This is a genomic window from Bilophila wadsworthia ATCC 49260 (assembly GCF_000701705.1).
GTDB classification, from domain to species: Bacteria; Desulfobacterota; Desulfovibrionia; order Desulfovibrionales; family Desulfovibrionaceae; genus Bilophila; species Bilophila wadsworthia.
Window position 1 is genome coordinate 30,130 of record NZ_JNJP01000008.1, and the last position, 19,319, is coordinate 49,448.

Sequence of the window (19,319 nt, forward strand, 5' to 3'; positions counted from 1 at the left end):
GTGGCCTCCGTGCGCTAGACGCGCATCCAGTTGACGTTGGACATGCCGACAAGCCCGGAATCGAGCCCCTGCATCAGATCCAGCAGGGCATACAGGCCTTCGCCCTGTTGCTGCACGTCGCCTTCCGGGGTGTCCAGACGCCATGCGCAGCGCTCGGCGTCGAGGACGACGTTCAGCACGCCCGATTGGGGCAGGCAGGCTTGGCAGGCCTCGATAAAGCTGCAAGCCGCCTCAAGGGACAGGCGTTCCGTTTCGGGATCGTTCCATGCGCCCCCCCACGGAAGCGACAGCCCGAGGCGCAGGCGGCCCGCATCCAGCAGATAGCGGAACTGCCAACTCTGGAGCCCCCCGCCGAGGAGCCCGCAGCCAAGATAGCGGACGGGGCCTTCCCTGAGGCCTTGCGGCGCTTCGGGGCTGTCGAAGACGGCGTCCAGATCCTCAAGGTAAAGCCCGGCAAGCCCGGAGAGCGGCTCGCGCCCGTCCGTGGCGAAAAACCATTCGTCGGTCTGTTCCAGTTCGTTGATGGCCTCCAGAGGCAGGGGAGGCAACGGCAGGCCGTTGTCTTCAAGCATCCCCGCGAACCCTTCCGGCAGCCGCAATCCCTGTATGGTAGCGTCCATTGTCCGACTCCTTGTCATGCCGCAAAACGGCGGAACATGCCGCACGGGCCTGCCAACGACGTTGCCGGGATTTCCGTGCGGGCGCTTCATGCAAAAGGCTCAAGCAAAATCCGTGCTCAGAGAAGTCATAACCAGCCGAAGCTGTTCCCGCAACACCTTCTCCGGATGCGGAAAAGGCGGTTCCCCGGACGATGAGGGCCGTGCCTGCCGTTCCCGCTTTTCCGCGGGATGCGGGGAAGCATCCGGACGGGAGGCCGCGCGCTTCCGGGCGGGGATGGCCTGCGCCGGGCCATCCGGGGCGGGGCCGCGCATGGGCTGGAGATCGCCTCCATCGATAGAGGCGGTGCCAACGTTTTTCCCGTGTGCCCCGGGTACGCTCCGCCCAATGCCGCCGGGCTCGCGGCCTCTTCCACGGGAGCCCCGGCGTGTTGAGGCGGCTGGTAGCATAACGCGAGGGAATATGGGGCATTATGGGGCGTTTCCCGGCGCGTGGAAGCGGGGCGGTATCCGGGAAGCCGCCCGCGGGCGCGGCATGGGCCTCTTGATCGGATCGGCGGAGAGGCCGATGTCCGGGAATGCGGAAGGCGAGGTTCCGTCAGCCGGAAACCTCCGCGAGGATGGCCGGGAGCGCGGCTACGGCCTCGCCGACCTGCTCGAGGATGGCCTTTACCGTGCGGGCGGGCACGTCCACGACCGAGGCCGCGGCGATCATGTCCTTGTCCGTGATGTCCCGCCCCTTGCCGTTGACCATGCAGGTCTGTTCCCCCCCCACGCCCCGCGAGGGGGTGAGGTCATAGGCCGGGGCCAGCCGCCAGCGGCCTTTCGCATCGAGGAGGAAGGAGAAGTTCTTGGAATGGTCGTCCTGATTGCCGAGCCGGACGTTGAACGCCATGAGCCGGACCAGCTTTTCCACGTCCTCGGGATTGCGGGTGAGGGATTTTCCCAGCCGGAACAGGTTTTCGTAGTCGAGGGAGGCGTACCGGTGCGAGGCGTGCAGCAGCCCGCAGGCGGTATGCACATGCACCTTGCCGCCGTCCTCGCGGTCGAAGCGCCGGACGCCGAAGTAGGCGGCCCCGTCCCTGCCGGGGAAGAGGGCTGTCTCCGGCATCTCGATCCCCGCCCGCTTCGCGGCGAGGGAACAGGCGTATTCCATCCTGCCGATGGCGGGATCGTCATGGCGCGCCGGGAACTTGATCAGCCACGGATCGCAGCCGGGCTCGGCGACGGCGTCGGGCACGATGAGCCGCCTGTCGCCGGACACCCGGACCATGATCTTGGGCCGCGCCCCGCAGGAGGAGCCGTTCAGGGCCATGAGCGTGCGCAGCGTCTCCACGGGCAGCGGGTCCTCATTGAGGGTGCGCCACGCCTCTTCGGCCACGCCGTCCAGATCGATGCGTTCGGGCAGCGGGTCGGGGTCCGGGGTCACGGGCTCATATTCCAGCGCGCCCATGCCGCCGCTCCCCACCAGCGAGAGCCGGGACAGGGGCGTGATCCGTTCCAGCGGCAGGCCGCTGCGCCGCAGCAGGCGGTCCAGCAGGAGCAGCCCCCAGCCGTCGGGCAGGCTGTCGTTGAAGACGCCGAACAGCCCGTCGAACGTCCGTTTCGGATCGGACGCCACCCCGGGCCGCAGGGGAAGCAGGAAAGGCGAGAGTTCAATGCCCGAATCGAGGAAGCGCTTGTCGTACTCGAACAGGATGTCCCCGCCGCGCTCATCCAATAAGCCCACGAACCGCCTTTCGCCCCGGGCATTCAGATATACTTCAAGACGCATCGGGCCTCCTCGCGCGCTTGCGTTCGCGGGGCGCGGCTTCAAACAGGCTGTGCACCGGGGGTTCGGGGAACAGGGCGTCGAACCCGTCCATGCGGCGCAGGGCGAACGCGATTTCCACGAACGAGGCCAGCGCGATGTCCCCGGTCTTTTCAAAGCGCCGGAGCGTGGACAGGCTGATCCCGGCGGCATGGGCCAAGGCTTCCTGCGTGAGGTTCTGGCGCAGCCGTTCGGCCTTGGCCCGTCCCGCCAGCTCGAGCCGCACGTCGCGCGGGCTTTTCAGATAATCGTTCAACATAGAGCGGTAAACTCCGTTTATTGGAGAGTATCGTTCTTTTATAGATGGTTGTCAAAGCCTTTCGCGGATTCCGCAGCGCCGCAAACGGTGCGGAGACGGCGAGAAAGAGAAGCATCCGGGGGCCCGGCAGCGCGCCGGGCTGGACAAGCTTGCCCAGCCCCCTGAAAAACAGCCTGAACGTGAGGAACAGGAGAAGCATCTTTCCCTCGCGTATGGTTCCCCGCCTCCGCGCCCGGTCAGAACGTGTAGGTCAGGCCAAGGGTGAGGCTTTGCGTGTGCGTTTCCCCGACCATGGGGCTGTCTTTGACCGCGCCGCTCAGGAACGTCACCTCCCCCTGGCAGAACAGTTCCCACTGCTCCGTGAGGCTGTAGTCGATGGCGAAGCTTACATACGGGGCAAAGCCCGAGCCCGGCGCATAGGCGCCGAGGCCGCTCTTGCGGGCTTCCTTCCGGGTCACGCCGTAGTAATAGCTGTTGTAGCGGGCGTCGCTCCAGTAGGCGCCGACGGCGGGGAGCAGTTCCAGCGGCCCGAATTCTATGGACTGGATGAAGCCGATGTCGCCGTTGAAGCCGTTGCTGCGGCTGAGTACGTCCCCGGCCCCGCTGGCATGGAACATGCCGTAAGGCGAGAACAGGCGCAGTTCCATCCCGGCCTGGGCGGACGGGGAACGGTCCTCAAGCCTGCGCAGCCGCCGGTTGGAGGATTCGGAAGCCTCGAAAGAGGTGCTGTCGTATCCGGCGAAGGCGGAAAGCTCCAAGTAGGGCAGGTTGATGATCTTGACGCCCGCCGTATACCCCCGGATGAAGAACCGTTCCCCCTCATAGGTGATCATGGGGAACGGCAGCCAGTCCGGGCCGTAGCCCTTGTAGGGGGAGCTGCTCACGCTGCCGCCCGCGCCGAGGGTGAGTTCCCCGTCGAAGGGGAGGGTTGGGCAGCGCTTGGAGGGGGTGGACGCTTCGCCTTTCCATTCCATGTCTCCGGAGGGTGGGGTGCCGGATTCCGTCCCGTACGCGGCGTGGAGAGGCGCGGCGAGCAGGAGCAGGCCCAGCAGGGCGGGCAGGGTGAAACGGCGGAAGGCCGCCCCGGAAAGGCATGGCCGCCCGTGTGCGCCGCCGATGGCGCTGGTGCCCCCGGTACCAGCGGCGGCATGGGGAGCGGGTGGGCCCGTGTCCGCGTTGGCGGGGCCGGTTCCGTTCGGAAAGGGCGTCATATCATTTCCTTTTTATTGATGATGTTGATGCCGAGCTTTTTGATGCGGTGCCACATGCTCCGCTCTGAAATGTTAAGCAGTTCCGCCGCCTTGACTTGCACGCCCCCGGTTTCTTCGAGCGCCCTCAGGATGAGGTCGCGTTCCGTTTCCGCGAGCTGCCGATCGAGATCGAGCGGGAAGGCGGAGCCGGGCGCGGAGGGGCGGCTTGCGTCCCCGCCGCCGGGCACGGCGCAGGAGGCCAGCCGTTCCGGGGTGATGGCGGTGCCGGAGGCGATGATCGTGAGCCGCTCGATGCAGTTCTCCAGTTCGCGGATGTTGCCCGGCCACGTATGGTTCTTGAGGATCTCAAGGGCCGCCTCCGTGAACGTCACCGGGACTTTGCCCATCTCCCCGGCGGCGCGGAGGGCGAAGTGCTCGGCGAGGAGGGGGATGTCTTCCTTGCGTTCCCTGAGCGACGGCATGATGATCGGGTAGACGTTGAGCCGGTAATACAGATCGCGGCGGAACTTCCCTTTTTCAATGGCTTCGAGGAGGTTTTGGTTGGTCGCGGCGATGATGCGCACGTCGACCTTTTGCGTGGTGTTGGAGCCGACGGGCTCAATGGCCTTCTCCTGGATGCAGCGCAGGATCTTCGCCTGGAGCGCCAGCGGCATGTCCCCGATTTCGTCGAGGAACAGCGTGCCGCCGTCGGCCTGTGCGAAGCGCCCCTTGCGGTTGCTGGTGGCGCCCGTGAACGCGCCTCTGGCGTGGCCGAACAGCTCGCTTTCGAGGAGCTGTTCGGGGATGGCGGCGCAGTTGATGGTCACGAGGGGGGCTTTGGCCCTCGGGCCGCCGTAGTGGATGGCCTTGGCCACGACTTCCTTGCCGGTGCCGGATTCGCCGGTGATGAGCACGTTGGCGCTGCTCGCCGAGACTTCCCTGACGTTGCGCAGCAGGGCGAGGTAGGCCGGGCTTTGCCCGACGAATTGCCCGGCCGAGGCGGTCTGGAGCTGTTCGCGCAAATCCCGGTTGTCCCGCCCGAGCGCGTAATACCGCAGCGCGCTGGCGATGGTGGCTTCGAGGGCGTCGAGCTCGAACGGCTTCACCGTGTAGTCGAACGCCCCTTCCTTGATGATCTCCACAGCCTCCTTGAGCGAGGCGTAGGCGGTCATGATCACCACGGGCAGATCCGGGTTGGCGGCCTTGACCTTTTCCATCAGCTCGCGCCCGCTCAGCCCCGGAAGCCGGAGATCGCTCAGGACGAGGTGCACTTCCCGTTCTTCGAGTACGGCCAGCGCTTCCTCGGCCGTTTCCGCCGTGACCGTGCCGTAGCCCATGTTTTCGAGGGCTACGGCCAGCACTTCCAAAAGGTTCGCTTCGTCGTCGACGATGAGGATTGTATACATGATTCCGCCGTTTGCTGGGACAGCATTGCTTGTGAAATGATATTGGGGTGTTGGGGGGAAGCGCCTTTCCCGGAAAAGCTCCTCCCTCCTCAACCCCGCCGGAACGGAACCCCTCCCTTCCCCTGAAACCGTATGCTTTCAAAAGGAAGCCGCCTTACCTGTTCAGGCACACGGTAAATACGGTCCCTTCCCCGACCGTGCTTGAGCAGGAGATGCTGCCGCCGTGTTCTTCAATAATGGCATAGGCTTTTGACAGGCCGAGGCCAAGCCCGTTCTTTTTGGTCGAGATGAAGGGCATATGGATTGTGGACAGCAGATTCGGGGGGATGCCGCAGCCCGTGTCCTTGAGTTCGATGCGGATCTGCCCGCCTTCCGCGTACAGGCGCACGGAGAGGGTGCCCCCTTGCGGCATGGCGTCCATCGCGTTCAGCCCGAGGTTGAGCAGGACCTGCCGGATCTGGCTCCGCTCGCCGAGGACCCGGTCGTCCTCCGCCTCGTTGGAGAAGCTGTACCGGATGCCGCGCTTGTCCATTTCGGCGGAGCTCAGTTCCGCGATTTCCTGTATCAGCGGGGACAGCGGGAAATATTCGAGTTTCAGCGGCGAGGGCTTGGCGAAGGCCAGGAACTCGGAAATCAGGTTGTTGATGCGGGCCACTTCTTCAACCACGAAGCCGAGCAGCCGGACTTCCCGCGACTTGACGGCGAGGGACGCGAGCACCACTTCGGCGGAGGTCTTGATGACCACGAGGGGGTTGCGGATCTCGTGGGCGAAGCCGAGGGCTATTTCGCCGAGCATACGCGAACGCTCCTGCCGGGCGGACTTGATGCTCTCGTGCCGCATGATTTCCAGCTGCCGCGCCATGACGTTGAAACCGGCGGTCAGCTCGGCGATCTCGTCGTTCCCCCGGACGGGAAGCTGGCAGTCGAGCTTTCCGGCGGCGATGTCGCGCGCGCCCTCGTTGAGCTGGCGGAGGGGGCTTATCAGCCTGCGGGCCAGCACGTACCCGATCCCCGCCGAGAGCAGGGTCCCGAAGATGAAAAAGCCCCAGAACAGCACCGGGCTCGCCAGCCAGCCCCGGAAGGGGAGCAGGAGGGCGGAGGTGACGAACAGCGCCTGGACCTCGCCGTTTTCGCCGCGCGCCACGGCGATCAGGGAATGCGCGCCGGGGGTGTCGTCGGTCCAGTCGGGTTCGGGGATGAAGACGGTTGAGGCCCCTTTCCCGATCTCTTCCAAGGCGCTGCGCGGGATGTGGAAACGCTTGTCCGAGGCCGAAGAATAGACCTGCCGGAATGTGCCGCCCTCCGGCAGGAAGATACGCAGGATCACCGGGCCGCTGGCGCTGCTGTCCGAGTAGTCGATGCTGAACCAGCTGGCAAGCTGGAGGGTACGGACCTTGCCGTCGTCCGCCGTGAATGCCCGTTCGCTCGTGACGGCGACCCGCCGCGTACCGTCGGCCATGAGGACCCAGCTGAACAGGGCGCCGGGATACAGCGGCTCCGCGATCCGGCCTTCGGGCAGGGTGGCGTAGAGCAGCCCCCCCTCCGCGTCCCGGAGCCACAGCGCGTCGATATCCATAAAGGAAAGGGCCGCGGCTTCCCTTTTGTTGAGGGTCGTCTTGCCGTCGAAGCGGGTATCGAGGAGGCGGCTCACGGCCTTGAGGCGCTCGTGCGTTTCCTCGACGCTGTGGCGCATGTAGGTCGTGGCTTCCCCGAGCCAGCGCTCGATGTTCCTGTTCACCACATCGGCGATGAGCTCCGTGGTGATCTTGCTCGCCACCAGCATGGGTATGACCGCCACCAGGACGAAGGCCAGCACCAGCTTGGCGACGAGCGATATCTTCAATCCGCGAAAATACTTCATAACCCGCCCTGAACAGCGTATATTATTAAGGATAACCGGGGGACGGAGACTACCGCATGTTGTGTGGCCCAGCATAGCGCAGCCGCTGGGCGGGGTCTAACACCATTTCCTGTAGCAAGCTCCATTTTTTGTAGCTCGTTTCCTTCATTTTATGTTGCTTCCTCTCGATCCCCGCGGTTTTCGCCGCCTCGCGCCTTTTTTTGCAATCATAGGGGAAGCAATGGCATTCCCCGGATTTCCGGCGCCGTGGCACGCTGTTTGCTTATTTTGGGGAAACAGCCCGGAGTTTCCACATGCATACCGATCACCCCTTCACGGAGAAGCAAGACGTGTTCCAGTTGCCCGATTTCGCGGCGGGGCCGTATTCCGTCATCTGCGATTTCGACGGCACCGTCACGCCGTTCGACGTGACCGACGCGATCCTCGAACGGTTCGCCCGGCCAGCCTGGAAAACCATCGAGGACGAATGGGTGCGGGGTGCCATCTCGGCCCGCCAGTGCATGGAGCGGCAGATCCCGCTCATCGAGGCTCCGCTGGAGCGGCTGGACGCCTTTCTGGACACGGTCCCCGTCACCGGCGGGTTCGTGGAGTTCGTGCGGTACAGCCGCTCGAAAGGCATCCCCCTCGGCATCGTGAGCGACGGCATGGACTACCCCATCAAGCGCATCTTGAACAGGCACGGCCTGCGCCATGTCCCCGTGGTCGCCAACCGCATGGTCTACAGGGAAGGGGCCTACCGCCTCGAATTCCCCTACGGACGCGAGGGCTGCGCTTCCGGGGTGTGCAAGTGCGGCGTTGCCGAGGCCGTCTCGGGGGACGGCAAGACCCTGCTCATCGGAGACGGGCTTTCCGACTGCTGTCTGGCGCGCTCGGCCTCGTTCACGCTGGCCCGGCAGGGCAAGGCCCTGCACCGCCGCTGTGCCGCCGAAGGGTATCCGTATTTCACCTATCTTGATTTCTTCGACATCCTTGAGGCGTTCGGCGCACCCCTGCCGAAGCCCATCGCCGCGCCCGCCGCGGCTCCGGCTGCCTAGGGCGGAGAGCTTTGCCTTTGGAACAAATCCCATTTCGAAGGGGATTGTTTGAACCTGCATCCCTCCTTTCCCCAAGATCTCCGGCCCCTTTCACATTTCACCCCCAACCTGTGGAGAATGTCTTGAAGACCACGAAAGCAGACGAAAAGGCGCTTCTCGAAGCCGAATCCCGGTATTGCTCCTACGGCGACACCGTGCACTATCTGGAACCGGCGAAGCTGTTCGCGGGCTGTAACGGCTCGTTCCTGTACGATTACGAGGACAAGCCCTATCTCGACCTCCAGATGTGGTATTCCGCCGTCAACTTCGGCTATGCCAACCCGCGCCTGAACGATGCCCTGAAGCGCCAGATCGACACGCTGCCGCAGGTCGCCTCCCAGTACCTGCACAAGGAAAAGATCGAACTCGCCGCCATGCTCTGCGAATCCATCAAGGACGCGTGGGGCGAAGAGGGCCGCGTGCACTTCAACGTGGGCGGCTCGCAGGCCATTGAGGACTCCCTCAAGCTCGTGCGCAACGCCTGCGGCGGCAAGAGCCTCATGATCGCCTTCGAGGGCGGCTACCACGGGCGCACGCTCGGCGCGTCGTCCATCACCTCCTCCTACCGCTACCGCCGCCGTTACGGGCACTTCGGGGAACGCGCGCTGTTCGTGCCCTTCCCGTACTGCTTCCGCTGCCCCTACGGCAAGCGCCGCGACGACTGCGGCATGTTCTGCGCCGACCAGTTCGAGCGCCTGTTCGAAACCGAATATTACGGCGTGTGGGACCCCAAGGCCGGGGAAGCCGAATACGCCGCGTTCTATGTGGAATGCATCCAGGGCACGGGCGGCTATGTGGTCCCGCCGGACGGCTATTACCCGCGCCTCAAGAAGGTCCTCGACGAGCGCAAGATCATGCTCGTGGACGACGAAATCCAGATGGGCTTCTACCGTACCGGCAAGCTCTGGGGCCTCCAGAACTTCGGCATCACCCCGGACGTGGTGGTCTTCGGCAAGGCCATGACCAACGGCCTGAACCCCCTCGCAGGCATCTGGGCCAAGGAACGGTATATCAATCCGCAGGTGTTCCCCTGCGGCTCCACGCACTCGACCTTTGCCAGCAACCCCCTCGGCACGGCGGTGGCCCTCGAAACCATGCGGATGCTGGCGGAAGAGGACTACGAAACCCGCGTGCGCGAGATGGGCGCCTACTTCCTTGAGGGCCTGCGCGAGCTGAAGTCCCGCTACGCCATCATCGGCGACGTGGACGGCCTCGGCCTTGCCCTGCGCGCCGAAATCTGCGCGGCGGACGGCTTCACCCCCGACAAGGCCATGATGGACCGCATCGTGGACGAGGGCATCAAGGGCGACCTCATGGTCGACGGCAAGCGGTACGGCCTTGTCCTTGACGTGGGCGGCTACTATAAGAATGTGATCACCCTTGCGCCGTCGTTGAACATCACGCGCGAAGAGGTCGATCTTGCCATGCGCCTGCTGGATGAAATCCTGCGCCGCGTGACGAAAAACTGACTTTTGCCGGGCCGGGGGAAACCCCGGCCCGACGACAAGGATTTTCCCTTCTATGCAGAGCCTTGAACGACTCGGCCCTTTCTTCCCGGGGGGGCGCATCGGCTTTTTGCTGGTGCACGGCCTTGCCGGGACGCCCGCCGAAATGAAGATCCTCGGCAAGCGCCTGAACAGGTACGGCTTCACCGTCCTGTGCCCGCAGCTTGCCGGGCATTGCGCCTCGGAAGAGGAGCTCATCACCACCTGCTGGTCGGACTGGTCGCGGAGCGTCGAGGACGCCTTCGACGCGCTCTCGCAGCACATGGACGCGGTGTTCGTGGGCGGGCTTTCCGCCGGGGCCGTGCTCTCGCTGCGCCACGCCCAGCGTTATCCGGGGCGGGCGCGGGGGCTGGCCCTCTATTCCACGACCCTGCGGTACGACGGCTGGACCATCCCCAAGCTGAGCTTCCTTCTGCCGCTCATCCTCAAGACGCCCTATTTCGGCAAGCGCTACCGTTTTGAGGAAGCCTTCCCCTACGGCATCATGGACGACAAGCTGCGCGGGCGCATCCTCGCGCAGATGCAGAGCGGGGACGCTGCGGCGGCGGGCTTTACGGCCACGCCCGGCGCGTCGCTGAAACAGCTCTGGGGGCTGGTGGCGGCGGTGAAACGCGATCTGCCGAGCATCAAGACGCCCACGCTCATCGTGCACGCCGGCAACGACGACATCGCCAGCGCGCGCAGCAACGCCCTGTATGTGCGCGACCACATCGGCGGGCCCACGGAACTGCTCCTGCTCGACAGAAGCTACCATATGGTCACCATCGATCAGGAGCGCAACGTGGTGGGCGACGCCACGGCGCGTTTCGCCTGGAATCTGCTTTCCGACGCGGAGCGCGAACGCCTCGCCGCCGTGGCCCGCGAGCCTGTCCCCGCCGCGCCGGAGACCTCTGCGCAAACGCCGGACGCCGCCGCTCCATCTCCCGCTTCCTCGGTTGCGGAAGGGATGGAAAAAGCGGCGGAGGGGGCGGGGCGATGACCGCGCTGATCGTCTTCCTGTGGATCGCCAACATGCTCGTGGACACGGGCGGGCAGCTTTTCTTCAAGGCGGCGGCCAGCGAGCATACCGCCGGGGCGGGCGGCCTCGCGCACTGGAAGCGCATGGCTTCCCGGCCTTGGCTGTGGTTCGGCATCTGCTGCTACGTGCTCGAGTTTTTCGTGTGGATGGCGTTCCTTTCGCAGGTTGAGCTTTCCGTGGGCGTCATGCTCGGCTCGTTCAACATCGTGGTGATCATGCTTGCGGGGCGGCTGTTCTTCAAGGAGAAGCTGACCCGCTGGCGCGTGACCGGCATTTCCCTGATTACGCTCGGGGTGGCCATTGTGGGGGTGGGCGGATGAAGCGTTTTTACATCATCGGCTTCCTCATCCTGATGTCGTTCGATACGTTGAGCCAGATCAGCTTCAAATACGCTTCCACGCAGGCCCTGCCGCTGGAGCTGAGCCCTGACTGGCTCATGCGCCTGTTCCTGAACCCGTGGCTGTACGGGGCCATCGCGGGCTACCTCGGCGCGTTCGTGACGTGGATGACGCTCCTGCGCTATGCCCCGGTGGGGCCGTCGTTCGCGGCTTCGCACCTTGAACTCATCAGCGTGACCCTGTTTTCCGTGTGGCTGTTCAACGAGCCTCTGAACGCCTATAAAATCCTCGGCGGGGTGCTCATCCTGCTCGGCGTCCTGTGTCTGGCAAAAGACGAAAAGGACGACGAAGATGAGGCGGAAGCCGCCCCCGTCCGGGCCGGAGAGTAGGACGTTCTCTTTGAAACGTATCCAGAAACACTGCGGACAAGGATTCGATAAACACAAACGTCTTTGGAAAAGGAGGGATGGGGTTTGGGGAAGGGAGGGAAAAGCCTTTCTTCAGAAAGGTTTTCCCTCCCTTCCCCAACGCCTCTCTGCCATGTTAAAAAGAACTCGCTTCAGGATGCGCGAGCTGCCGCCCACCGCAGGACTGCCCATGCACATGGGGGATTGCTTCCGTGCGCCGGAAAAGCCGTTCACGGCGGGGCTGCGGGACTGGCTCGGCATCCCCGAACCGATCATGGCCTGCTCCGGCACCGCCGCCTTCGTGTTGGCCCTGCGGACGCTGGCCCGCCGCAATCCGGGCCGGAGCCGCGTCGTCGTCCCGGCCTACACCTGCCCGCTCGTCCCGCTGGCCGTGCGGCTTGCCGGTTTGCGGGCCGTGGCGTGCGACACGCTGCCCGGAGGGTTTGGAATCGATCCCGGCGCGCTCGGGCGCTGCTGCGATGAAACCGCGCTCGCCGTGGTCCCCGCGCATCTGGGCGGCAGGGCTTCGGACATTTCCGCCGTCTCCGCCGTGGCCCATGCCTATGGAGCCGTCGTGATCGAGGACGCCGCGCAAGCACTCGGCGCGTCTTTCGGAGGCCGGAGCGTGGGGCTGTCCGGCGACATCGGCTTTTTCAGCCTTGCCGTGGGCAAGGGGCTTACCACGTACGAGGGCGGCGTGCTGTTCAGCCGCGATCCGGACCTGCACGCCGAGCTTCAAGGGACGGCCTCCCGCGTCTTGCGGCCCGGCCTGCTCTGGAACGCCCGGCGCGTCCTTGAACTGCTCGGCTACGCCGTGGCCTATAACCCGGCGCTGCTGCCCTTGGCCTATGGGCGCCCGCTGCGGCGCGAGCTTGACCGGGGCGACGAGATCGCGGCGGTGGGCGACGCCTTCACGCTGGACGACATCCCCCTGCACCGCATGGACCCGCTGCGCCTGCGCGTGGCGGCGAACGCGCTGGAGCGGCTCCCGGCGTTCCTCGAGGCCGGACGTGACCGGGCCGTGCGCCGCGCCGGGATGCTGGAGCGGGCGGGCGCGGAAGTCCTGCGCGACGATCCGGGCGGGGAGGGGGTATGGCCTTTCTTTATGGTCCTCATGCCGGATCGGGACCGGCGGGACCGGGCGCTCGGCGCGCTGTGGCGGTCGGGGCTCGGGGTTTCCAAGCTGTTCGTCCGGGCCTTGCCGGACTATCCGTATCTGGCGGGTGCCGTCGAGGGCGGGCCCTGCCCGGCGGCGCGGGATTTGGCGGGCAGGATGCTGACCGTCACCAATACGCACTGGCTGGACGATGCCGCGTTCGCCCGTCTTGCCGGGGAGATATGCCATGCCTGATGCCCGCCATGCCAATCTGCTCGAACCCGAGGCGTTGGTGGAGCTGTTCCTGCGCCACCCGCCGCAGGGCTTTGCCGCCGCTTCCGAAGCGGATCTGCCCGTCTTCGGAACCGATTTCGATCTGCTGACCACGCTGGAACCCGCGATTCTGGCGAAGATCCGCAGGCTTCCCCTGTTCGGGCTGTGGTCGCGCCTGCTGCGTTTCCCGGCCCGTTTCGCCGGGACCACGGCCACCGAATACGCGCCGCTCCCGAAGGGCTTGGAGCCGGGCGCGCTTCTGGACGGCTTCCGCGAGCGCTATGCCGCCGGGCAATCCCTGCTGATCGTCAAGGACGTGCCGGAAGTTTCCCCGCTGCTGGGTGCAGGGGACAACGAGGCCGCCATGCGGCTGGCCCGGATTGCGCCGGACAAGGGGTTCATCGTCGTGGAAGGGCAGGCGCTGGCCTACGTTCCCATTGATTTTTCCAGTACAGACGAATACCTGTCGCGCCTCTCCAAGAGCCGCCGCAAGAACCTGCGCCGCAAGCTGAAGTCGCGCGAACGGCTGGACATCGAAGCCGTGCCGTTGGGGGACGCCCGGTTCGGCAGCCTTGATGTGCTGGAGGAGCTGTACGGCCTCTACCTCGGCGTCTACGCCCAGAGCGAAATCCATTTCGACCTGCTGACGCGGGATTTCTTCGCGGGGCTGCTGCAAAGCCGGGAGATCGGCGGCGTGGTATTCTGTTACCGCCATGACGGGGAACTCGTGGGCTACAACATCTGCCTTGAGCACGGCGGGATGCTCATCGACAAGTACATCGGGCTGCGCTACCCGCAGGCACGGGAGCTCGACCTCTATTTCGTGAGCTGGTTCGTGAACCTCGAGCACGCGCTGGAGCGCGGCCTGCGCTTCTACGTGGCGGGCTGGACCGATCCTGAAGTCAAAGCCGGCCTCGGGGCGCGGTTTACGTTCACCCGGCATCTGGTCTGGGTGCGCAACCCGATCCTGCGCCGCATCCTGTACATGTTCCGGCATTGGTTTGAGTCCGACGTAAAGGCCGTGGGCGCGAAGGCGGCTGATAAGGATACGGATCATGCATGACCCCCGCGAATCCTTCCGGCCATCCCCGCCGGTGATCCTCGATTTCGACGGCTCGGTCCTGCCTGTGGCGGAGGGCGAACGCCGCATCCCGCTGGGCCCGTGGCAGGAGGCCATACGCTTCGGCTGCACGCGCCGGGCGTTCAGTGCGCTGGAAGCCCATCTGGAAGGCGTGTTGCCTGTGGATTGCGGCTGTGCGTTCATGGGCAGCGGCGACTTCCACCACGTCACGCTGATCCCGCTGCGCCGCCTGTGCCGCCGCCTGCCGCCCGCGTCCCTTGATGTGGTCGTTTTCGACAACCACCCGGACAACATGCGCTATCCCTTCGGCATCCATTGCGGTTCGTGGGTGTCGCACGCCGCCTTGCTGCCGAGCGTCCGGCGCGTCCATGTCATCGGCATCACCTCGGGGGACATCGGCCTTGCCCACGCGTGGGAGAACCGCTTGACGCCCTTCCTGCGGCGCAAGCTGACGTATTGGAGCGTCGGCACGGACGCGGCGTGGCTGCGCCTGATCGGGCGGGCGGAGTGCTGCAGATCATTCGGATCGGCGGACGAACTGGTGCGCGGGCTGCTCCCGGCACTGGCGGATGCCGGGAACATCTATCTTTCCATCGACAAGGACGTATTCGCGGAAGACGTGGTGAAGACCAATTGGGATCAGGGCGTCTTCCGGCTCAGCCATACCGAGGCCGTGCTTGCCGCCTGCGAGGGCAGGGTGATCGGCGCGGATGTCTGCGGCGACGTGTCGGGTTACGAATACGCGAGCCCCTTCAAGCGGTTCCTGAGCCGCCTCGACGGGCAGGAGCCCTGCGATCCGCAAGCTCTGCGCGGCTGGCAGGAAGGGCAGAGGGCTGTAAACGCCGCCTTGCTGGAGAGCCTTGGAAAGGTGTTGCGAGAGCCCGAGGCTTCTACCCGCGTTTCCCCAATCCTCCGCCGCTTCTTCTAGAAACCGATAAAAAGGGTGAGGCCGAGACAAGAGTATCGTGCCGTCCCTTGGGTCGTATGCATAGACTGAAAAAGCCCCCTCCCAGCATTCTCAAACAGCCTTTTTCTACGAGAGAGAAATTTTCCGCCGTTGCATCGGGAAAACCTTTATGTTAGAGTGGTTATAGATTGAAGTTTATCTTGTTATTTCAGTTGATTGCATTTTGCAAATAGAGGTGATCCGTATGCTCTCTCTCTCTCTCTCTCTCTCTCTCTCTCTCTCTCTCTCTCTCTCTCTCAGCGTGTAATTAGCTTATTTTATAGTATAAAAGAAAAACGTTCCAGAGCCGTTTCATCTCGGTTCCGGAACGTTTTTTATTTTTTGAACCCACTCATTAAATCGATGAGTGGGAACTAATGCTACGCTTTTTTAAGGGGTGAAGAATGAATAGTTTTGTGTCTTTTGCCGGGGATACCCTCAAAAAACAGGCAGAGGCGCTTTGGCATATGGCAGAAGATTTGGATGGCTCATTCGATGAAGTCATCCGTTGTCTCTTGTCCATTTCCGGGCGCATCGCGGTCTCTGGCATGGGAAAAAGCGGGCACGTAGCCCGAAAAGTGGCCGCGACCCTCGCTTCCACTGGCTCGCCCGCCTATTTCATCCATCCCGCTGAGGCCAGCCACGGTGATTTGGGGATGATGTCGCGGCATGACGCGGTCATCGCCTTTTCCAACTCCGGCGAAACGGCCGAGCTGAACGATATCATCCTGTTCGCTTCGCGGCATGGGATCCCGATTACGGGTGTGACGAAGCGGGGCGATAGTTTTTTGGCCCGCCACGCCGATCATGTCCTTTTACTCCCCAATGAGCCGGAAGCGTGCCCTATCGGATGCGCTCCCACTACGTCGACGACGCTTCAAATGGCGCTCGGAGATGCCATTGCCCTTTCCCTCCTCAAGGCAAGGGGATTCGGCGCGGAGGATTTCCATCGGTTCCATCCGGGGGGAAGGCTTGGCAGGAAGCTCATGACCGTGCGCGAGATCATGCACGTTGGAGAAGCTCTCCCTTTAGCGTCCCCTGACAGCCCGATGACGGAAATCCTCTGCATCATGACAGGCAAAGGGTTCGGCTGTGTCGGCATTATGGAGAAAGGCATCCTTGTCGGCATCATTACCGATGGAGACCTGAGGCGGCATATGGACGGCGGTCTGTTGGGGCTGACCGCCGAACGGGTCATGAGCCGGAATCCGATCACGGTCGATGAACATTGCCTTGCCGCCAAGGCGCTGGGGATCATGCAGTCCAGCAAAATCACGAGTTTGTATGTCGTACGGAGCGGAGAGCCCGTCGGCATTTTGAATGTTCATGACTGCCTGCGGGCGGGGGGCAATTGATGTCTACGATGTTGCGTTGCCTGATGGTGGGATGCCTGACGGTCGTTTGCGGATGCGCTGTGCAGCAGGGCGGACGCGGGGAAAAGAGCGGGGTTGCGGCGCAGGAAACCAGGTATGCCGGATTCGCCAGCCAGCTTGGGGAACAGATGGAAGGAACCATTGCCTCCGTCGAGAAAACGCCTTTTGGAGGGCCCGCTGAGGTTTCAGTGGGGCGTCCGTATGTTTCCGGGCTCCGGATGCTGTGCCGCAGGGCCACATTGACGGATCCCCACAGGGAAATGACGGTTGCCGTTTGCCGCCGGCCTTCGGAAGAGTGGACGCTTGTGGAACCGATTTTTGAGCCGCTGCCGAGGTAATCCATGTCGTCGGGTTGGATTGTGCAGGGAAGGGTGATTATGGCCCTGATCCTCCGTGAAGTGCATACGCTCTATGGCTCGTCGCGGCTCGGGTATCTGTGGGCTGTGATCCAGACGATGTTCGGCATCGGGATATTCTGGGGGATACGGGAGATAGCCGGGGCGCGGGCTCCGCACGGCATGTCCGTTTTGATGTTCCTGCTTGCGGGGTTTGGCCTCTGGGCCACATTCAGCGAAACGCTTACCAAATGTATGACTGCGGTCAATGGCAACAAGGCGCTTTTGACCTTTCCGCAGGTAACGCCGCTTGATTTGATGCTCTCCCGGACCGTTGTCGTGTGGGGGACGCAGCTTTCTTCCGGATGCGTGATTACAGGCATTGCGGCCTTTTGTGGCACATCCCTTTATGTCTCCGACTGGACGGGGCTTTTCGCCGCATTCCTTCTGACGCCTTTGCTCGGGCTCGGCTGCGGGATGCTGTGCGCTTCATTGGCGGTCTTTTGGCCGACGTTGGAGAAAATCGTGCCCATGATACTGCGCATCTTGTTCTTTGCATCGGGCATTTTCTTTTCCGTTTCGATGTTTCCAAAGAACATTGCGGACATCCTGCTGCTCAACCCGGTCATGCAGCTCATTGAATTGCTGCGTCAGAGCTTATCGCGCGGATACGTGGCTCCCACTTACGATTACCTCTACATTGTGGCGTTCTGCGTGGTTTCGTTGTGCCTTGGCGGATTGTTGGAGCGTTATGCGCGCAAGAGGGCCGAGCAATGATTGCGTTGCATAACATTGCCAAGTCCTATCCCCTCCCCCGAGGGAAAAAGGTTGTGCTCGATGATGTGAACATAACCTTCCGTCCCGGTGAGAACATGGGGATTCTCGGCCTCAATGGGGCTGGGAAGTCGACGCTCATGCGGATCATCGGCGGCGCGGAACTCCCCGACAGCGGAAAGGTCGTCCGCAAAAGCCGGGTGTCGTGGCCCATCGGCTTTGCGGGAGGTTTCCACGGGAGCCTCACGGGTCGGGAGAATTTGCGCTTCACTTCCCGCATCTATGGTTCCGATATCCGTAAAGTAACTGAGTTCGTGGAAGATTTTTCGGAGCTGGGCCCATATATGGATATGCCGGTGCGCACGTACTCGTCAGGTATGAAATCCAAGCTGGCGTTCGGCCTCAGCATGGCCATCGGTTTCGATTTTTATCTCATCGACGAAGCCTATTCCGTGGGCGACGCGGCCTTTCAAGCCAAAGGCGAGCGCGTTTTTCAGGAACGCAAAGCCAGTTCAACGCTCATCGTCGTTTCACATAGCGTTTCAACAATACGTAAAAACTGCGATAACGCTGCGGTTCTCTTTGGGGGCAAGCTGATGTGCTTTGCCAACCTGGAGGACGCGCTTACCCGCTATCAGGAAATTTGTGATGCTCAAAAGCGATAATCCGCCGCCTCTCACCCTGGCCGTACAGTCAGGCCGTCGATCTTTTTCCAGTGCGCGTGCCTGCTGGGGCAGGCTGCCGCGAAAAGGGAAGATTTTTGCGTGTGTTGTACTGCTGCCCACAGTAGCGGTGTTCCTTTATTACCTGCTGTGGGCTTCGCCCATGTACGTTTCCCAGACGCGTTTCGCTATTCGCAGCGCTGATTCGTCTGGAGGCGGGTTGGATATCGCCTCCGCACTGCTCCGCTCCTCGTCTTCGACGGGGGCGGACGCGCATATCGTAGTTGAGTACATTCAATCGCTAGATATCATTCATGATATTGATAAAGAACTCGGCGTTGATCTGCATTTTTCCGACAAGGGCCACGACGTCTTTTCACGCCTGACGAATAATCCGACTCAGGATGAGCAGCTCCGGTATTGGAAATGGGCGGTCATTCCCGCCCTCGATCAGGATACGGGCATCATCACCTTGGAAACGAAAGCCTACTCCCCTGAAATGGCGCAGAAGATCGCCGCCGCCGTACTGGCCCGCAGCGAAGCCCTTGTGAATACCATGAACCTCCGTGCCCGGGAGGACGCCGTTTCACTGGCGCAATCGGAAGTCCAGAGGGCGGAGGCGCGCGTCAGGAAGGCACAGGAAGCTATGCGTAACTTCCGGGATGCGCATACCCTCCTCGACCCCAGGGTGACGGCCGCTGGTCTGCAGGGGGTGGTGACGGAACTGGAAGGTGAAGCCGTCAAACTGCGTGCGCAGCTGGCGGAAGCCCAGTCGTTCATGCGTTCCAGCGCTCCGGCGACAAAAGCGCTGCAAACGCGGTTGAAAGCTGTGGAGAGCCAACTGGATCAGGAAAAGCAGCGATTGGCGGGCCTCCGCTCGCAGGAGGGCAATCTCAACGCTGTGGTAGGCGAGTATGAGGATCTCACCATCGAAGCCGAGTTCGCCCAGAAACAGCTTGTAACAGCCATGTCCGCGCTTGAGTCCGCAAGAGTCCACGAAGTGGCCAAATCCCGATATGTCGTCGCGTTCCAGCAGCCTACGTTGCCGGATGAGTCCCTCTATCCGCGTCCTTTCCTTTTCACGGCCTATGTCTTTGTCGGCGCCCTGCTTCTTCTCGGGCTGGGTTCGCTCATCACCGCTTCTATCCGAGAACACGCAGGGTTTTAACCGATGAACCATATGATGCACTGGAAAACATACCTGGCTTTTGCGACCGGAAGCCTTCTTTTGCTAAGCCTTCCGCCGTATGCGGCGGGGGCGCAGAATACCGTCCAGCAAACAGGCGGAAGTGCTT

Annotated in this window: 19 protein-coding genes; 13 read left to right on the top strand and 6 right to left on the bottom strand. The window is 63.1% G+C overall.

Annotated elements, in window-relative coordinates; genetic code table 11:
• Positions 1-14 precede the first annotated feature (14 nt).
• The 6 genes from T370_RS0105315 to T370_RS0105345 form a co-directional block, all read right to left on the bottom strand.
• Complete coding sequence (locus tag T370_RS0105315; protein ID WP_029435001.1) at positions 15-620, bottom strand: hypothetical protein; 606 nt, start codon at positions 618-620, stop codon at positions 15-17.
• Positions 621-1,215: 595 nt separating this feature from the next.
• Positions 1,216-2,391: a type II toxin-antitoxin system HipA family toxin gene (locus T370_RS0105325; RefSeq protein WP_029435003.1), complete on the bottom strand. Its 1,176-nt coding sequence runs from the start codon at positions 2,389-2,391 to the stop codon at positions 1,216-1,218.
• Positions 2,381-2,686 (bottom strand): helix-turn-helix domain-containing protein, encoded by a 306-nt coding sequence (locus T370_RS0105330; RefSeq protein ID WP_029435004.1) that lies wholly within the window; start codon positions 2,684-2,686, stop codon positions 2,381-2,383. The genes T370_RS0105325 and T370_RS0105330 overlap by 11 nt, the downstream gene beginning before the upstream one ends.
• 236 nt (positions 2,687-2,922) lie before the next feature.
• Positions 2,923-3,897 carry a MipA/OmpV family protein gene (locus T370_RS0105335; protein ID WP_029435005.1) on the bottom strand — a complete coding sequence of 325 codons (975 nt, stop codon included), beginning with the start codon at positions 3,895-3,897 and terminating at the stop codon, positions 2,923-2,925.
• Complete coding sequence (locus tag T370_RS0105340) at positions 3,894-5,282, bottom strand: sigma-54-dependent transcriptional regulator (protein ID WP_034505820.1); 1,389 nt, start codon at positions 5,280-5,282, stop codon at positions 3,894-3,896. Before T370_RS0105340 ends, T370_RS0105335 begins: the two co-directional genes overlap by 4 nt.
• A gap of 154 nt (positions 5,283-5,436) precedes the next feature.
• Positions 5,437-7,143: a sensor histidine kinase gene (locus T370_RS0105345; protein ID WP_029435007.1), complete on the bottom strand. Its 1,707-nt coding sequence runs from the start codon at positions 7,141-7,143 to the stop codon at positions 5,437-5,439.
• Positions 7,144-7,436: 293 nt separating this feature from the next.
• On the opposite strand from T370_RS0105345, the gene T370_RS0105350 reads away from it, so the two are divergent.
• The 13 genes from T370_RS0105350 (at position 7,437) to T370_RS0105410 (ending at position 19,192) form a co-directional block, all read left to right on the top strand.
• Entirely contained in the window at positions 7,437-8,177 is a 741-nt protein-coding gene (locus T370_RS0105350; RefSeq protein ID WP_029435008.1) for an HAD-IB family phosphatase, read from the top strand.
• Between the two features lie 122 nt (positions 8,178-8,299).
• Positions 8,300-9,685 (top strand): aspartate aminotransferase family protein, encoded by a 1,386-nt coding sequence (locus tag T370_RS0105355; RefSeq protein WP_034505823.1) that lies wholly within the window; start codon positions 8,300-8,302, stop codon positions 9,683-9,685.
• 52 nt (positions 9,686-9,737) lie between these two features.
• Positions 9,738-10,700 carry an alpha/beta hydrolase gene (locus T370_RS0105360; protein ID WP_029435010.1) on the top strand — a complete coding sequence of 321 codons (963 nt, stop codon included), beginning with the start codon at positions 9,738-9,740 and terminating at the stop codon, positions 10,698-10,700.
• Positions 10,697-11,059: an EamA family transporter gene (locus tag T370_RS0105365; RefSeq protein ID WP_005030086.1), complete on the top strand. Its 363-nt coding sequence runs from the start codon at positions 10,697-10,699 to the stop codon at positions 11,057-11,059. The genes T370_RS0105360 and T370_RS0105365 overlap by 4 nt, the downstream gene beginning before the upstream one ends.
• Positions 11,056-11,466: a DMT family transporter gene (locus tag T370_RS0105370; RefSeq protein WP_005030088.1), complete on the top strand. Its 411-nt coding sequence runs from the start codon at positions 11,056-11,058 to the stop codon at positions 11,464-11,466. Before T370_RS0105365 ends, T370_RS0105370 begins: the two co-directional genes overlap by 4 nt.
• A gap of 151 nt (positions 11,467-11,617) precedes the next feature.
• Entirely contained in the window at positions 11,618-12,835 is a 1,218-nt protein-coding gene (locus T370_RS0105375; protein WP_248604217.1) for a DegT/DnrJ/EryC1/StrS family aminotransferase, read from the top strand.
• Positions 12,828-13,916, top strand: a complete 1,089-nt coding sequence (locus T370_RS0105380; RefSeq protein ID WP_029435012.1) for a GNAT family N-acetyltransferase — start codon at positions 12,828-12,830, stop codon at positions 13,914-13,916. Before T370_RS0105375 ends, T370_RS0105380 begins: the two co-directional genes overlap by 8 nt.
• Positions 13,909-14,862 (top strand): hypothetical protein, encoded by a 954-nt coding sequence (locus T370_RS0105385; RefSeq protein WP_029435013.1) that lies wholly within the window; start codon positions 13,909-13,911, stop codon positions 14,860-14,862. Before T370_RS0105380 ends, T370_RS0105385 begins: the two co-directional genes overlap by 8 nt.
• 485 nt (positions 14,863-15,347) lie before the next feature.
• Entirely contained in the window at positions 15,348-16,235 is an 888-nt protein-coding gene (locus tag T370_RS0105390; RefSeq protein WP_248604218.1) for a KpsF/GutQ family sugar-phosphate isomerase, read from the top strand.
• Positions 16,235-16,591 (top strand): DVU3141 family protein, encoded by a 357-nt coding sequence (locus T370_RS0105395; RefSeq protein WP_016361074.1) that lies wholly within the window; start codon positions 16,235-16,237, stop codon positions 16,589-16,591. Before T370_RS0105390 ends, T370_RS0105395 begins: the two co-directional genes overlap by 1 nt.
• A 39-nt stretch (positions 16,592-16,630) precedes the next feature.
• Positions 16,631-17,365, top strand: a complete 735-nt coding sequence (locus tag T370_RS0105400) for an ABC transporter permease (RefSeq protein ID WP_248604219.1) — start codon at positions 16,631-16,633, stop codon at positions 17,363-17,365.
• Positions 17,362-18,027 carry an ABC transporter ATP-binding protein gene (locus T370_RS0105405; RefSeq protein ID WP_005030100.1) on the top strand — a complete coding sequence of 222 codons (666 nt, stop codon included), beginning with the start codon at positions 17,362-17,364 and terminating at the stop codon, positions 18,025-18,027. Before T370_RS0105400 ends, T370_RS0105405 begins: the two co-directional genes overlap by 4 nt.
• Positions 18,011-19,192 carry a KpsE/RkpR family capsule polysaccharide export protein gene (locus T370_RS0105410; RefSeq protein WP_016361075.1) on the top strand — a complete coding sequence of 394 codons (1,182 nt, stop codon included), beginning with the start codon at positions 18,011-18,013 and terminating at the stop codon, positions 19,190-19,192. The genes T370_RS0105405 and T370_RS0105410 overlap by 17 nt, the downstream gene beginning before the upstream one ends.
• Positions 19,193-19,319 lie beyond the last annotated feature (127 nt).

Excerpts from the sequence above, each read along its gene's own strand:
- T370_RS0105315 (WP_029435001.1), bottom strand. The coding sequence starts at position 620 with ATGGACGCTACCATACAGGGATTGCGGCTGCCGGAAGGGTTCGCGGGG.
- T370_RS0105325 (WP_029435003.1), bottom strand. The coding sequence starts at position 2,391 with ATGCGTCTTGAAGTATATCTGAATGCCCGGGGCGAAAGGCGGTTCGTG.
- T370_RS0105330 (WP_029435004.1), bottom strand. The coding sequence starts at position 2,686 with ATGTTGAACGATTATCTGAAAAGCCCGCGCGACGTGCGGCTCGAGCTG.
- T370_RS0105335 (WP_029435005.1), bottom strand. The coding sequence starts at position 3,897 with ATGACGCCCTTTCCGAACGGAACCGGCCCCGCCAACGCGGACACGGGC.
- T370_RS0105340 (WP_034505820.1), bottom strand. The coding sequence starts at position 5,282 with ATGTATACAATCCTCATCGTCGACGACGAAGCGAACCTTTTGGAAGTG.
- T370_RS0105345 (WP_029435007.1), bottom strand. The coding sequence starts at position 7,143 with ATGAAGTATTTTCGCGGATTGAAGATATCGCTCGTCGCCAAGCTGGTG.
- T370_RS0105350 (WP_029435008.1), top strand. The coding sequence starts at position 7,437 with ATGCATACCGATCACCCCTTCACGGAGAAGCAAGACGTGTTCCAGTTG.
- T370_RS0105360 (WP_029435010.1), top strand. The coding sequence starts at position 9,738 with ATGCAGAGCCTTGAACGACTCGGCCCTTTCTTCCCGGGGGGGCGCATC.
- T370_RS0105365 (WP_005030086.1), top strand. The coding sequence starts at position 10,697 with ATGACCGCGCTGATCGTCTTCCTGTGGATCGCCAACATGCTCGTGGAC.
- T370_RS0105370 (WP_005030088.1), top strand. The coding sequence starts at position 11,056 with ATGAAGCGTTTTTACATCATCGGCTTCCTCATCCTGATGTCGTTCGAT.
- T370_RS0105375 (WP_248604217.1), top strand. The coding sequence starts at position 11,618 with ATGTTAAAAAGAACTCGCTTCAGGATGCGCGAGCTGCCGCCCACCGCA.
- T370_RS0105380 (WP_029435012.1), top strand. The coding sequence starts at position 12,828 with ATGCCTGATGCCCGCCATGCCAATCTGCTCGAACCCGAGGCGTTGGTG.
- T370_RS0105385 (WP_029435013.1), top strand. The coding sequence starts at position 13,909 with ATGCATGACCCCCGCGAATCCTTCCGGCCATCCCCGCCGGTGATCCTC.
- T370_RS0105390 (WP_248604218.1), top strand. The coding sequence starts at position 15,348 with ATGGCAGAAGATTTGGATGGCTCATTCGATGAAGTCATCCGTTGTCTC.
- T370_RS0105395 (WP_016361074.1), top strand. The coding sequence starts at position 16,235 with ATGTCTACGATGTTGCGTTGCCTGATGGTGGGATGCCTGACGGTCGTT.
- T370_RS0105400 (WP_248604219.1), top strand. The coding sequence starts at position 16,631 with ATGGCCCTGATCCTCCGTGAAGTGCATACGCTCTATGGCTCGTCGCGG.
- T370_RS0105405 (WP_005030100.1), top strand. The coding sequence starts at position 17,362 with ATGATTGCGTTGCATAACATTGCCAAGTCCTATCCCCTCCCCCGAGGG.
- T370_RS0105410 (WP_016361075.1), top strand. The coding sequence starts at position 18,011 with ATGCTCAAAAGCGATAATCCGCCGCCTCTCACCCTGGCCGTACAGTCA.